The 13,737-nt window shown below is 63.7% G+C and carries 12 protein-coding genes; 9 read left to right on the forward strand and 3 right to left on the reverse strand.

All coding sequences use genetic code 11. From position 1 onward, the window contains the following. The coding region (locus IPP90_22540) for a hypothetical protein (GenBank protein MBL0173414.1) at positions 1 to 430 on the forward strand (430 nt) is incomplete at its 5' end. Between the two features lie 33 nt (positions 431 to 463). Here IPP90_22540 and IPP90_22545 read toward each other — a convergent pair. After that, positions 464 to 1,879, reverse strand: a complete 1,416-nt coding sequence (locus IPP90_22545) for a sulfatase (protein ID MBL0173415.1) — start codon at positions 1,877 to 1,879, stop codon at positions 464 to 466. A 102-nt stretch (positions 1,880 to 1,981) separates the two neighbouring features. Here IPP90_22545 and IPP90_22550 point away from each other — a divergent pair, with 102 nt between their 5' ends. From IPP90_22550 to IPP90_22560, 3 genes are all read left to right on the forward strand, one after another. Further along, positions 1,982 to 2,899, forward strand: a complete 918-nt coding sequence (locus tag IPP90_22550; protein MBL0173416.1) for an ABC transporter ATP-binding protein — start codon at positions 1,982 to 1,984, stop codon at positions 2,897 to 2,899. 3 nt (positions 2,900 to 2,902) lie between these two features. Then, positions 2,903 to 3,670: an ABC transporter permease gene (locus IPP90_22555; protein MBL0173417.1), complete on the forward strand. Its 768-nt coding sequence runs from the start codon at positions 2,903 to 2,905 to the stop codon at positions 3,668 to 3,670. 82 nt (positions 3,671 to 3,752) lie between these two features. Then, entirely contained in the window at positions 3,753 to 4,781 is a 1,029-nt protein-coding gene (locus tag IPP90_22560) for a c-type cytochrome (protein ID MBL0173418.1), read from the forward strand. Between the two features lie 53 nt (positions 4,782 to 4,834). On the opposite strand, the gene IPP90_22565 is transcribed toward IPP90_22560, so the two are convergent. Next, positions 4,835 to 7,294: a fused MFS/spermidine synthase gene (locus IPP90_22565; GenBank protein ID MBL0173419.1), complete on the reverse strand. Its 2,460-nt coding sequence runs from the start codon at positions 7,292 to 7,294 to the stop codon at positions 4,835 to 4,837. A 351-nt stretch (positions 7,295 to 7,645) separates the two neighbouring features. On the opposite strand from IPP90_22565, the gene IPP90_22570 reads away from it, so the two are divergent. From IPP90_22570 to IPP90_22585, 4 genes are read left to right on the forward strand one after another with little or no spacing between them, the layout of a single operon-like run. Further along, entirely contained in the window at positions 7,646 to 8,623 is a 978-nt protein-coding gene (locus tag IPP90_22570) for a glycosyltransferase family 8 protein (GenBank protein ID MBL0173420.1), read from the forward strand. Next, positions 8,623 to 9,585: a glycosyltransferase gene (locus tag IPP90_22575; GenBank protein ID MBL0173421.1), complete on the forward strand. Its 963-nt coding sequence runs from the start codon at positions 8,623 to 8,625 to the stop codon at positions 9,583 to 9,585. The genes IPP90_22570 and IPP90_22575 overlap by 1 nt, the downstream gene beginning before the upstream one ends. Before the next feature lie 3 nt (positions 9,586 to 9,588). Continuing rightward, the gene (locus tag IPP90_22580) at positions 9,589 to 10,620 is read left to right on the forward strand and encodes a Gfo/Idh/MocA family oxidoreductase (protein MBL0173422.1); all 1,032 of its coding nucleotides are present in this window, start codon (positions 9,589 to 9,591) and stop codon (positions 10,618 to 10,620) included. A gap of 11 nt (positions 10,621 to 10,631) precedes the next feature. After that, positions 10,632 to 11,822 (forward strand): glycosyltransferase family 4 protein, encoded by a 1,191-nt coding sequence (locus IPP90_22585; protein MBL0173423.1) that lies wholly within the window; start codon positions 10,632 to 10,634, stop codon positions 11,820 to 11,822. A 96-nt stretch (positions 11,823 to 11,918) separates the two neighbouring features. Here IPP90_22585 and IPP90_22590 read toward each other — a convergent pair whose 3' ends face one another. After that, positions 11,919 to 13,133, reverse strand: a complete 1,215-nt coding sequence (locus IPP90_22590) for an aminotransferase class I/II-fold pyridoxal phosphate-dependent enzyme (GenBank protein ID MBL0173424.1) — start codon at positions 13,131 to 13,133, stop codon at positions 11,919 to 11,921. Between the two features lie 58 nt (positions 13,134 to 13,191). Here IPP90_22590 and IPP90_22595 point away from each other — a divergent pair, with 58 nt between their 5' ends. Continuing rightward, complete coding sequence (locus IPP90_22595; GenBank protein ID MBL0173425.1) at positions 13,192 to 13,659, forward strand: Lrp/AsnC family transcriptional regulator; 468 nt, start codon at positions 13,192 to 13,194, stop codon at positions 13,657 to 13,659. Positions 13,660 to 13,737 lie beyond the last annotated feature (78 nt).

Consider the following 13,737-nt stretch of genomic DNA (forward strand, 5'->3'; position numbering starts at 1 on the left):
GGCCGAGTCGTTGCGCGCCAAGTACGCCGGCATCGTGTTCGACATGGCGTGGGCGTTGCTGGAAATCCGCGTGCATCGCACGCCCGATGCCGATCCGAATCGGCTGTGGACCGAGATCACGTCGCAGTATTTGCGCATCCGACCGCACCCTGAGTGGTCGTGGTGGGCCATGCGTGGACAGTTGATTGAGGATCCGGGGTACCTGATCAACTACGCATTGGGCGCGTTTCTCGTGGCCGACATGCGGGCCCGGGCCGCGCAACAGTGGGGATCGTTCACGATTGCCGACACGTCGACGTACGTTCGGCTGACGGACCACCTCTATCGTTTCGGGAGAGAGCGATCGTCGCGTGACGTGTTGGACGGGTTTCTGGGGCGTGCCCCTTCGCCGGATGCGCTGCGCAACGACCTCCGCCGCATGTCGCCCTGACTCGGTCACACGGAATCGTGCCGGCTATCCGGCCTACTTGCCCGGCACGCGGCCCGGTTCCCGAACGCCATGGCCTACCCGCTTTGTCAGGGCATCGCCCATGTCCGCACGGGCCTTCTCCGCGAGGACCATCATTCGCTTGACTACATCGGGGTGTTTCGCGGCAACATCGGTGTGTTCACCGACATCGCGCTCCAGGTCATAGAGCTCGAGGCCGACAGCGACATTGTGATACTTCGCCGGAATACCGCCCGTGGCTCGCGGCTGGTCGCCAAGTGAACGGTAGGAATGCGGCAGAATCAGTTTCCACCTGCCACTGCGCACCGCCTGCAACTCATTGGTGTTGTAGTAGAAGTAGAATGCTTCGTGCGGGGATTTCGCGCGCGCATCGCCCTTCAGCAACGGCCAGACATCAAGGCCGTCAATCGTGTGCGTCGGCAACGGCGCGCCGACCAACGTGGCGATGGTCGGCAGCATGTCGATGGTCATGGCCGGCTCGGAGGTCGTGCGTCCGGCCGCTATCCGCCCCGGCCATCGGGCGAGGAACGGCACCCGCACCCCGCCCTCCCACACCGTGCCCTTGCCTTCGCGCAACCGGCCGGCCGAACCCGCATGGTCACCGTACGACAACCACGGCCCGTTGTCGGAGGTGAAGATCACCAGCGTGTTGGTGTCCAGACCATTCCGCTTGATCGTTTTCAGGATTTCGCCCACGCTCCAATCCAGCTCCTGCACAACATCACCGTACAAACCGCCGGCGGATGCGCCCCTGAACCGTTCACCGACGAACAACGGCACATGGACCATCGTGTGCGGCACATACAGAAAGAATGGCCGCTTCGCATTGCGTTCGATGAAACTGACCGCGCGCTCGGTGTACAGGCGGGTCAGCTGCGACTGCTCGGACATGAATTGTCTGACCGTATCGCCCTCGAGCAGCGGGAGCGGTGGATACGTTCCGGGTTTGGCCTCCGGGTGATTGGGCCACATGTCGTTCGAGTATGGCAACCCGAAATACTCATCGAAGCCATGTCGGGTTGGCAAAAACTGCGGACGATCTCCCAGATGCCATTTTCCGAACGCCGCGGTCGCATAGCCTTTGGCCTTGAGTAACTCGGCGATGGTCACCTCGGCGTCGCCGATGCCCACGGACGAGTTGGGTCCCAGCGCGCCATGAATGCCAATGCGATTGGGATACGTGCCGGTCAGCAAGGAGGCCCGCGAGGCGGAGCACACCGGCTGTGCGTCATAGAAGCTGGTCAGGCGCGTGCCTTCCTTCGCCATGCGATCCAGATTCGGTGTCGCGTAGCCCGCCGCACCGAAAGGCCCGATGTCCGCATACCCCATGTCGTCCACGAAGACGATCACAATGTTCGGCATGCGCTGAGCCGCAGCGGGACTGGACGCCGCGGCCGCGGCCAGCAGAATCGAGGTGAGGGTGCGTCTCATCGGTGCCTGTGACAAAGATGTCGGTGTGCCGCCGTGCAGAGCTATTGCGCCTCGAATATGCCGCCCGGCTCGCGGTTGCGGCATCACCGGATACGTTTCACCATGCCCCGCGCCGTCATTTCTGTCACCCACCTTGCCAAGCGCTATGGCGCTACCGTGGCCGTCAATGACGTCTCACTTGACGTGTACGAAGGCGAGATCTTCGGACTCATCGGCCCCAACGGCGCCGGCAAGACTACCACCATGGAGTGCGTGGAAGGACTCCGGAAACCCGATGGCGGCAGCATCTCGGTACTCGGCCTCGATCCCCAGCGTGACGCTTCAGCACTGCGACAGAAGATCGGCGTCCAGCATCAGGAAGCACATCTGCAGAAGCGCATCAAGGTGTGGGAGGCGGTCGATCTGTGGGCGTCACTGTACCAGCAGACCGTCGATGCCAACGACCTGCTGACCCGGCTTGGGTTGGATGAGAAACGCAACGCGTGGTTCATGACCCTGTCCGGCGGTCAGAAACAGCGGTTGTTCGTCGCGTTGGCCCTGATCCACGATCCCGAAGTGGTCTTCCTCGACGAGCTCACCACCGGACTCGATCCACAGGCGCGTCGTGCCATCTGGGAGTTGATCCTCGGCATCAGGGAACGCGGCAAGACGGTATTCCTCACCACGCACCTCATGGAAGAGGCCGAACGACTCTGTGACCGCGTGGGCATTATCGAACACGGCCGCCTGATTGAGATCGGGACACCGGCCGACCTGGTGGCCAGGCACTGTCCCGAACGCCGCGTGGTGTTCACCAGCGATTCCACCGACGTCGCGCAGCATATGGCGGATGTCCCGTCGCTGCGATCCGCGATCAGCACGGGATCCACGCACACCCTCTGCGGCGAGGGCGATGAATTCACCACCGATGTCATTCACGTGATTGCCCGCGAAGGGATTCATGTGCGCGGATTTCGCACCGAGCATCCCTCACTCGAAGACGTCTTCCTGAAGCTCACCGGACGCGGAATCAGGGACTGACCCATGGCCAACGGCGTGCTGAAAGGATTCTGGAAACTCACCTGGGTCGAGATCAAGATCTTCCTGCGGGAGCCCATGGGTGTGGTAGGCACGCTGGGTATTCCCGTTCTCCTGTTTGTCCTGTTCGCGCGCGCGCTACGAACCGCATCCCCTTCGGCGGGTACGCTCGCGCAGGCGCAAGCACAGGCGCCCTTCAACGTGGCGATCCTGGCCGCGCTCATGATCGCCATCAACGCGGTGTTGTCACTGGTCGCCATCATCTCGATTTACCGGGAAGGCGGCATCCTCAAACGACTGCGAGCGACGCCACTCTCACCGCTGACTATCCTGAGCGCTCAGGTGCTGGTGAAGCTGGTGTTCACGGTCATCAGCCTCGCGCTGTTGGTATTGGCCGGCCGTCGGATCTTTCCCGGCACGATGAACGTGCCCATGATCAGTTTCACCGCCGCGCTGCTGCTCAGCAGCCTCAGCATCTTGTCTCTGGGCTTCATCATCGCCAGCATCATTCCCACCGCGCGCTTTGCGCAGCCCATCGGCGCCGCGGTGCTGTATCCCATGGTCGCACTCTCCGGTCTGTTCTTTTCGCTCGACCGGGTGCCACGCGGATTGCGGTTAGTCGCCAACGCGCTGCCAACCACCCACGCGGTGGCCCTCATGCAGGGCGTCTGGGATGGATCGGGGTGGAGCGCCCACTGGATGAACGCCGTGGCGCTGGTGGCCGTGTTCGGAGTGTGCAGCGCGCTCGCCACCCGGTGGTTTCGCTGGGAGTAAGCGCGTGCGGCGCTGGACAAGTCATATATGCAGCCGCAAGTTCCTGCCGCCAACCGTAGCTCGTACCTGACAGGAGGTGACGATGGGCATTGCGCGCACAGTGGCGATCGGCGTAGGTGGCTTGCTCGGACTGCTCGTTGTAGTCGGCGGCGGCGGATATCTCTGGGCGTCGAACTCGGCGACGACGAAACTCGCGGCCACCCACGACGTGCATCGCGTTGACTTCCCGATCCCGTTTCCACTCGCTGATTCGGAGCTCGCCGAGTTGCGCGCAGAGCGCAGCGCGTCCGCCCCGAAAGGCGCCAAGGGTGGCGACGTACTCGCCGGTGTCGATGTGAACGCGCTGGCGACGGAACGCGCGGTCGCGCGCGGGAAACATCTCATTGAGTCGTTCTATGCGTGCGCCGAGTGCCACGGGGCGGACTTCGGCGGCGGCGTCATGGTGGACGAACCAGCCACCATCGGGCGACTGCTGGGCCAGAACCTGACGCTGGGAACCGGCTCACGTACGCTCAAGTACACCGCCGCCGATTGGGATCGCATGGTGCGCCATGGCGTGAAGCCGGATGGCACGGGTTCGCCCATGCCGTCGAAGGATTTCTTTGCCATGTCCGACCGCGAACTCTCTGATATCGTATCGTACATTCGCTCGCTCCCTCCCGTGAACAAGGAGGTACCGCCAGTGACGTTGGGTCCGGTGGGCAAAGTGCTGGTGGCTACAGGTCAGTTCAAGCTTTCGGCCGAACTTCACCCGACGAAGCACGTCATCGAGCATGCAGCGCTCCCACCGGCCGCAGTGGCCGATGCAACATTCGGCAAGCATCTCGCGCAGACATGCACCGGATGCCATCGCGAAAACTTTTCCGGCGGTCCGATCATCGGTGGCCCGCCGGACTGGCCGCCGGCTAGGAACCTCACACCTACTGGCCTCACCGGTTACACGTATGAAGATTTCGTGCGCGTGCTTCGGGAAGGGAAGCGCAAGAACGGGGACGTGTTGCTCGAACCGATGGCCAGCATGCCAAAATTCGCCAAGAACATGACGGACATCGAGCTGAAAGCCCTGTGGTCCTATATCAAGGATCTGCCGCCGCAACCAACTGGCAAGTGACGCGGTGCAGGCGCCGTTTCACGGAAACGGCGCCTGCAGTCACTGCCGAACCATCACTGCCGAATCATCACCGCTTCCCACAGCGCCTTGAGCGACTCGGTTCCGCCGGTGAACAAGTTCGGCTTGAACTGTCGCGCCTGCAGAATGCCCCGGTAAATCGTCGCCTGCTCGTACGCGTTCACCCCGGCGCCCGCCAGGTACTGCAACCGCAAATTCCGGTCGGTGTTGATTTGCGCATCGGCCAGGTACGGCCCCATGTCGGCGCCCTGACCCGCAAACGTCGACAGCAGCTCAATCGCCGACGCAAAACCGATCTCGCGCAACGACTGCGCCACCTCGGCGAATTTCGGTGAATCGAGCCTCGCCTGGATCATGTCGACGTCAATCGGCGTATCGTCCACACGGCCCATCATCACCACATCGTAGCCCTGACCGTTGCTGGTGTTGCCCCACACAATCCCGTTGGGGAACACCTTCAGGAACGTGGCAATCTCGCTCTTCACCGCCGGTTCGCCGCTTTCATACAGCTGCACGAACACAGTCATGACGCCGCCCGGATTCAAATGCGCCTTGGCGGTTTGGAAGAATTCCTCCGTATACAAGGACGCCGCACCTTTCACCCACGGATCGAATGGATCAGACGTGATGCCGTCAAACTTTTCCTTGGTGGTCAGCAGAAAGTGCCGCGCGTCGTCGATCTGCACGTGCACCTTGGGATTGTCCACCACTTTGTAGTTGTGCTCGCCGAAGTATTTCGAGACGAACTTGGGCACCAGTGGTTCGATCTCGGCGATGGTCTCGCGTTCCACCAAGGGCGAAATGCTCACCGCTCCCGCCGTCACGCCGGCACCACACCCGATCACCAGCACGTTCTTCGGATTCGCCGGAATGAGCGTCGTCAGGTGTCCCAGCATGCGCTGCAGTCGCATGTCCTTCGGCTCGCTGGACGCCTGAATCTTGCCGGCGTTGTGGTAGTTCAGCACCCCATTCGATAACTGTGACACCGCCATCGATGAGTTCATCCCCTCACCGGTGAAGAGAATCTTCCCGCGTTCCCATCCGTAGCCAGCCGTCCAGCGGCCGTAGCCGATCAACGCATCAGGGATACGCTCGATCTTCCAGGTAATCCACCCCCCGCCGGCGATGACCAGCACCGCGCCCCACATGGCGGCCAGCCGGCCGCCGGCCTCGGCGTTCTTCGTGCGAAGGGCGTGGGCGAACATCACCACGGCCGAGACGATCGCGAATACCGCCAACACACGCTGCGCATTCTGCGTGCCAATCCACGTGATCAGCACCAGCGCAGTCACCAGCGAACCCACAATGGCCCCGACCGTATTGGCCGCATACACGGAGCTCACCAATCGCGACGAGTCCTTCTCGCTGGGTGCGACGGCGGCCAGGGCCAGCGGGAACGACGCACCCCACAGACAGGCGCCCGGCAACACCACCCACAGACAACGCACGAAGTCAATCTGGAACAGCGCGCCCGGCGTGTAATCCAGCGTCGGTTGAATGGGCCACCAGGGCAACCAGCTCGACAGCGAAATCGCCGCCCATCCAATGGCCAGCACCAACAGAGCCTGGCACCATCCCAGCGCCATTCGCGCATTGGGCGTCAAGCGCGCAATCATCGAACCCACGCTGCTGCCGATGCCAAGGCCCGAGAGAAACGCCGCGAGAATCAACGAAAACGTGTACACCGTCGCCCCAAGCGTCAGCGACAAGAGTCGCGTCCAGATGACCTCTGCACCCAGCGCGGTCATGCCGGAGAGTGCGATGGTGAGGTACACCGGCGCTGTACCCGGTGGCATCTCGAATAGCGGCGCCTTTGCGGTGGACGTTGACCCGGAGTCGTCCGTGGCGTACGACGTTCTGCTGGCAATTCCAAACGCCATCGCGGCGACAACCACGTTCAAGGCGGCTGCGGCAAACGTCGCATACGAATTGTCATGCACCCGCAGCAGGTAGAACCCCGCCAGCAGTGACCCGGCCACCGCCCCCGCGATGTTGCCGCCGTAGAAGAAACCCAGCCACGAAATCCCGGAAGGCGTGGTTTGCACCCAGCGGGCAATCGCCGGCAGCGTGGCACCCATCATCAGCGTGGGCGGGAGCAGGCAGATGGCGCACAGCACGGCGGCGAGCAGCATGCCGCTCAGTCCCGGGCCACTGATGACCACGTAGGCCTTCCCAAGCAGCGGCAGGCCAAACAAAATCAGCAACCCGCATATGCCGATGCCGAGTTCCAGTTTGGCATACACGCGCAACGGGTGCTCTCGTGCGGAAAACCAGCGCGGCAGGTATAGGCTGCCCAGGCACATCCCGCCCATGAACGTGCCCAGAATGATGCCCATCGAGATCGCCGACGATCCGACAATCAAGCTGAGCAGCTGGAACCACACCACTTCATAGATCAACGCCGCGCAGCCACTGCCGATGAACAACAGCAGCATCAACGGCAGGGTGCGTTCATTCAGCGGATTCGCAGTCGCGCGAAGTGATGGCGCCGTCATCAGCGCGCCCGGTCGCCGACGGCACTGGCCGACACGTTCGGTGGCCACACCGGCTTCTGCTGACCCTGCGCGTTCAGGGAGTTGAACTTCACTGTCTTCGCCACATCGATCTCGTTGTGCAAAATGTTGACCTATGCAAACACCACCGTCCGGTCCCGGGGCGGTGCCCGGTCGTCGGCGCCGCGCACTGAAGCCACGGTGCGACGAAATGGTCGGTAAAGCTGCAGGTCGAACCCCCCGAGCGACAGACCCCGCAATCCAACCGGGTCCCCTCGCCCGTTGGAATTTGCGGCGCGCGCGACGCCGGCAAGGCTGGTCCCGCAAACCCCGCGGTGAGATACTTCGGGCTGCATGGAGCACACTCCCATCATTCTCGCATGCGCGACCGACCGGAATTTTGCCCAACCGCTTGGCGTGATGCTCGCGTCGGTCGGGGCCAATCTCAGTCGGGACTCGCCGCTTATCGCATATATCGTGGACCTCGGCATCCAGCCCGAGGAACGCGATATGATCGAGCGGGCCGCGGCACCCTGGAGGATGCGCATTGAGTGGATTGAGGAATCCATGGCGAAGTACGGCGGATTGCCGCTCTGGGGGCGGATGACGGCGGCAACCTACGCGAAACTCGACCTCGCGGAGTTGTTGCCGCACGGCACCACCAGGGCCATTTGGTTGGACTGCGATCTGGTGGTCACGACCGACCTCGCCCGACTGTGGGCCGAACCTCTGGGCAATCATCTGCTGTTGGCCGCCACCGATGAAGTGGTGAGCACCGTGTCCTCAACCGGCGGCGTGCAAGCCTGCAAGGCGCTCGGCATGCCAACATCCGCTCCGTACTTCAATGCCGGGGTCATGCTGCTCGATCTGCTCGCGTGGAAGCGCGAGCAGGTGCGCGAGCGGGCCCTCGACTATCTCCGCACCCATGGACCCGAAGTGTATTTCTGGGATCAGGAGGCGCTGAACGTCGCTGCGGTCGGGCGTTGGCGGGCCCTGGACGCGCGATGGAATCTCAATGCCAGCGTGCCCATTCCCGGTCGCGACCTGCGGCTGTACGAGTCCGATCGCGCACCATGGATTGTGCATTATACCGGCCAACTCAAGCCGTGGACGTTTGCTCCACCCACGCGATCCCTGCGGCAACTGTATTTCCGTTATCTCGACATGACACCATGGTCGGGATGGCGCCCCAATCGGTCCCTGCGGACCACTCTGGTTCGGGGGTACGAAGTGTCCGGCGTCCGGCGTGTGCTATACCCTCTCGAGCGCCTCGCCATGCGACTCTCACGACGGTGGTCGCGCCATGCGGCCGTCTCCAACAATCGGGACTGATGACGGCGCCCACACCGCGCGAACCGCACCTGGCGATCGTGCTGATTACCGACCGCCTCGCCACGATCCGGCGTGTCCTCGATCATCTGAGTCGGCAGACACGTCGCGATGTCGTTGAGTTGGTCATTGCGCACACGCCTGACACAAACATCGATATATCCACCGAGCTATTTGCCGGGTTCGCTGCGGTAAGGCTCGTGCCGGTCCCGTCGCTGTTTCCCATGGCCGCCGCGCGCGCCGCCGTCGTGCGTGCCGTTACGGCACCACTCGTTTTCCTTGGCGAGACGCACTCGTTCGTGCACCCCACGTTCGTCGAGGAAGTCCTGCGCGCGCACGACGGCACGTGCGATGTCGTGGTGCCCGGCTTCGATAATGCCAATCCGGGCAGCGCCCTCAGCTGGGCGGCGTTTCTCGCCGACTATGGCGCCTGGCTTCACCATCAGGCGCCCGGATTCATCGCCGGCGGACCCATTTGGAATGTCGCCTACTCGCGGGAAGCGCTGCGTGACGCCGACGACGTGCTGGAAGCCGCACTGGGGCATGGCACCATCCTCGGCATCCGACTACGCGCGCACGGACGACGCGTGCGATTTGCACCGTCGGCGCGCATTGACCACGCCAACGTAGCCACACCGCGGGAATGGGTACATGAGCGATTCCTGTCGGGACTGCTGGTGGCATCACATCGCCGCACCGACTGGTCACTCGCGCGTCGACTCGCGTACGTGGCCGCGTCACCGCTCATTCCGCTGGTGACCTTGTCCAGAATACGGCAGCCATTCACCATCGCCTGGCGACAAGGGCTCCTCCCCCGCGGCACCGCGGTGGCGCTGGTGCTTGGCGCGTGCATTCGCACGGTGGGTGAAATCGTGGGCTACGTCTCGACCCCCGGTCCGCAGTTTGAGGTGGACATGGAACTGCACTACGAACTCCACAAGATGAAACACGCCCGCGGGGGCTGACGGATGACCGTCCGCATCGGCGTCATCGGATGTGGTGCCGTGACGTACCACTGCCATCTGCCGGCCCTGGCGCGCGTGGCCGATGCACGCGTGGTGGCACTCGCCGACCACGATCCGGTCGCGTTGGAACGGGCACGGGCACGGGCGCCATCGGCCAGCCTGCTTACGGTCGACGCCCTCATGCAGGATGGGCAAGTCGATGCGGTCCTGATTGCCACGCCCACCGACGCCCACGCGGAGATGGCAACACGCGTGGCACGCGCCGGCAAACACCTGTACCTGGAAAAGCCCATTGCAACGTCCGCCGCACAGGCCGCGGATCTGCGGGCGATCGTCGCCCATCATGGCGTGCACGCCGCCGTCGGATTCAACCGTCGCCAACACCCGATTTATCGGCGTGCGCGCGCCTGTTTGCGTGATGGCCTGATCGGGCACGTGCACGCGGTCCATTCGGTGTTCGCCGAGCCCGTGGCGACCGCGGCGATGCCGATATGGAAGCAGACTCGCGCGACGGGAGGAGGCGTGCTGCTGGACCTCGCGTCGCACCACATCGATCTCGTGCGCTGGCTGCTTGATCAGGAGGTCGACATGGTCACGGCGCGCGCGGAGTCGCGCGAGTCTGAACACGACGTGGCGACGATGACCCTGGCGATGCGCGACGGCACACCGGTACAAGGCTATTACGCGTTTCGATCCGCCCTCGCCGACACGATTGAACTGCACGGTGAGTGCGGCGTGCTGCGCATGGACCGTCACCGACACACCATCACCCACGCAACGCATCGTCGATTCGGCTACGGCACGCGGGAAGCGCGGGTACCGCTGGGCATTTCATGGCGTGAACGTTGGCGCCGACTTGCGCGACCATCCGAAGACCCTTCGTACGAAGCCGCGTGGCGTGCCTTCGTCAGCCTGATCACCGGTCGCCCGACGGAAATCGCCTCGATGGACGACGGGCTGGCCTCCCTGCATGTCGTCCTGGCGGCCGAAGCGTCGGCGTTGGCCGGCAGCCCCATGCGCATGACGCCTCGGTAACGCGTCACCGTATGCGCATCGGCCTTGTCAGTGATTGGATGACTCATGCCGGCGGCGCGGAGGCGTACATGCGTACGGTGCGCGAGGCACTCCGTTCGGCGGGGCACACCGTCGCGCTGTTCGCGTGCGGGCCGCGACCGGATGGGTCGGCGGACTATGCGGTGGTAACCAGCGACTCGATGCTGGCGCGAGCGGTGCTGCAGATGGCCAATCCGGAGGTGTCGCAGGGTCTGCGCACCATGGTCCGCGAATTCCGGCCCGATGTCGTGTTGGTTGGCCACTTCGCATATCACGTCTCGCCGCACGCACTGTCCGCCTTGGGCGATGTGCCGATGGTGATATACCTGATGGACTACAAGTCCATCTGCCCTGTTGGTTCCAAGCTGCTGCCCAATCTGTCCCCATGCCGCGAGGACAGTGGCATCGTGTGCATGCGCCGTGGCTGCGTGTCACCCCCGCACTGGTTGCGCGATCGCCCCCGCTATGCGCTCATCCGCCGCGCTCTCGCGCGCGCGGCGCTCGTGCTCACACCCAGTGCGACATTGCATCGACAACTGGCCACCGCCGGCATCCAGACCACCGTCTTGCCGCAACCGGTGCCCTTGCCCACATCAGGATTCCAACGTCAACCCGCGCACGCGCCATGCTTCGTGTACGTGGGACGCCTGAGCCGCGAGAAGGGCGTGCCGTTGCTCATCGATGCATTCATGCGTGTCAGACGCGCGTATCCAGACACCAGCCTTCGCATCGCCGGAGACGGCCCGCTGCAATCAGAGCTCGCTGGTCTGGTCGCCGCGACCGACGGTGTTGCGCTACTCGGGGCGTTGTCGCCCGAACAGGTTGAAGCGGAGCTCTCCACCGCCTGGGCATTGATCGCGCCCTCGCTGTGGGAGGAGCCGTTCGGACTGGTGGCACTTGAAGCCATCGTCCGCGGCGTTCCCGTGATTGCCAGTGATACCGGGGGGTTCACCGAGACCGTGGTGCACGGTTCCACGGGGCTGCTGTTCACCACCGCGCGCGTCGAAGCCCTCACGGCGTCGCTGGTGTCCATCGCGTCCGGCACCGCGTTCCCCGGCGCGCGCATTGACGAGGCCTTCATCGCGCAGGCGCGTCTGACGTACACCACGAACGCGCATGTCCATCAACTCATTGAGATTTTTGCACGGGTGCACCGCGATCGGGCTCTGCCGGCGAGCGAATAACCCAGTCCTACCCTCACCGGCTCACCCCTCTGACGCTCAACGCTTCAGTTGCTCACCCCTCTGGCCCTCATCGCTCCCGCACCGAGTTCAAAGACGTCAAGGCGCATTGCCTACACCCGGCCAAGTGCTGGAGAGCGCCTGCGACAGGTCCGCCCAGATGTCGTCGACGTGCTCAAGCCCGACACTCAGTCGCATGAGCTGACTGCTGATGCCGTGGTGTTCGCGAACGGCCGTATCCACCACGCGATGCGTCAGACTGGCCGGGTGTTGAATGAGCGTATCCGTGCTCCCCAGCGACACGGCCGGCGTAATGAGCGTCAACGCCGCCAGGAGTCGCGCCGGGGCGTCTGGGTCGTCAGAACGCAGGTCAAAGGCCATCGTGCTGCCCGGCCCAACGAGTTCGCGACCGAGAAGGCCGTGCGGATCACCGCCGGGAAGCCCGGGGTAGTGCACCCAAGCCACAGCTGGATGTGATTGCAGCAACTCGGCAATGCGCTGCGCGTTGGCTTGCGCCGCGCGTACGCGCAACGGCAGCGTCTGCAATCCGCGATGCAACAGGAATGCAGCCATCGGATGCAACACGCTGCCGGTCAGCAGCCGAATCTGGCGCAGCGCTCCAAGCCACGACACATCGTTCGTGCTGATGACACCCGCCAACACATCGCCGTGACCGGCCAGTGCCTTGGTGGCGCTGTGCAGTACCAGTGTCGCACCGAAATCCAGCGGTCGCAGCAACACCGGCGTGGCAAACGTCGCGTCGACCATCACCGGCACCGAACCCGCTTGCCGCACCACATCGCCGATATCCACCAGGTCCAACGTGGGGTTGGCCGGTGTCTCGATGGCCACCAATGCCGTCTCGGGTCGAATGGCCGCCTGCACCTCGTCGGCAGTGGCAAATGTCACATCCACGCCAAGCATGCCGCTGGCCAGGAGATGATCGGCGCTGCCGTACAGTGGGCGCACCGCCACCACATGCCCGCCGCGCTGACGCGCGACCAGCAGCGCCGCAGTGTACGCCGCCATCCCCGACGAAAACGCCACGGTCCCCTGCGCGCCCTCCAACGCCGCAATCGCCTGCTCGGCTCGAGATACCGTCGGGTTGTACAGTCGGCTGTATACGGCAGACCCCGTCGGTTCGCCCCCCGCCACCATGGCGTCCAACGACGCCATGTCGGCCGCCAGATCGTTCACGGGATACGTGCTGGACAAGTCGATCGGCGGCGCATGCACGCCAAGCGCGCGGAAGTCGTCGCGTCCGCCATGGACAGCCAACGTTTCGGGATGGGCGGAGTTGTGGTTTTCTTGCATAGGGGTAATTTCACAGAATATTCTACAGGAGCCGCCAATTCCGAAGACTATTCGGACAATGCCCGTCGGAATCCCGCTCGACCAAATCGACTTCGATCTGGTGCGCCTGCTCCAGCAGAATGCTCGGCTTTCCAATAAGGAACTTGCCGCGCGTGTTGGGCTGGCCGAATCCAGCACGCTCACGCGGGTACGACGGCTCGAGTCCCGCGGGATATTGCGCGGCTATCACGCCGAGGTGGCACCGGCGGCGCTGGGCATTGGATTGCAGGCGCTCATTGCCGTACGACTCACGCGGCATGCGCGTGAAATCGTGGAGCGCTTCCGACAACACTGCCGCACATTGCCGGCCGTGCTGGCCGCCTACAACATTGGCGGCACCGACGACTTTCTGGTGCATGTCGGGGTGTCCGACTCCGAGGCGCTGCGCGAGTTGATCCTCACGTCAATCAGTACGCGCCCCGAAGTGGCACATATCGAAACGCATCTGGTGTTCGACATGGTGCGGGGGCCGGCATCCGTGGGATGATGTGCCTCGCAGTCCGATCGCCAGTACGTCCACACATCTCTGACTCGGAGACCATCCGTGAAAGCGCTGATCGTCCTC

It is taken from the genome of Gemmatimonadaceae bacterium (genome assembly GCA_016720905.1).
GTDB lineage: Bacteria > Gemmatimonadota > Gemmatimonadetes > Gemmatimonadales > Gemmatimonadaceae > Gemmatimonas.